We start from the raw sequence: 808 nt of genomic DNA, 5'->3' as shown, positions 1-808 counted from the left end.
TTACGGGCAAAAAAGTTGCCGTGATTGGTGGTGGTAACACTGCGATCGACTGTGCGCGTACGGCGCGTCGTGCGGGTGCCGATACCACTTTGATCTATCGTCGAACTCGCGACGAAATGCCGGCCGAGGACTACGAAATCGTCGAAGCTGAACATGAGGGCGTGAAGTTCCATTTCTTAACGAATCCGGCGGAAAACATCGCGGATGAAAACGGCCGCGTGAAGGCAATTCGATTAGAACGAATGGCGTTAGGTGAGCCAGATTTGTCTGGTCGTCGTAGCCCGAAACCAACGGGTGAGTTCTTTACTGAAGCATTTGATACCGTGATTGCAGCGGTATCGCAAAAGCCGGATCTCAGCTTCTTAGAAAACGATGATTTGTCTATTCCACGAACACGTTGGAACACATCTGAGTCCGACTCGCAAACCATGCACACGGGTACGGGCAATATCTTCAGTATCGGTGATTTTCGTCGTGGTCCTGCAACAGCGGTTGAAGCGGTGGGAGATGGGCGAGTTGCGGCAAAAGCGATCGATCTGTTCCTCAATGGCGATATGGCGGATATGCCGAAACCTGCGTTCAACTCTCGTAAAGAGAAAAAACTGGCGCAGGTTGACCCACTTCATTTTGAAAACATCCAAAAAGTTGCTCGTTCAATCATGCCAGAGTTGACCCCAGCGCAGCGTGAGCAGAGTTTTGCTGAAGTGGAACTGGGCTTTGATAACGAAGAGGCCATGAAAGAAGCGGCGCGCTGCTTAGAGTGTGGTTGCCAAGCGAATACCGACTGTGCCTTGCGAGATTACTCAAC

1 protein-coding gene is annotated in these 808 nt (G+C 51.2%); it reads left to right on the top strand.

Going from position 1 to position 808, the window contains the following annotated elements; all coding sequences use genetic code 11:
- Positions 1-808, top strand: an 808-nt coding sequence (locus R8N49_RS26310) for an FAD-dependent oxidoreductase (RefSeq protein ID WP_318190349.1), incomplete at both ends; no start/stop codon positions are given.

The organism is Vibrio sp. 1978, from assembly GCF_033344345.1.
This window is presented reverse-complemented; position numbering and strand designations above follow the sequence as displayed.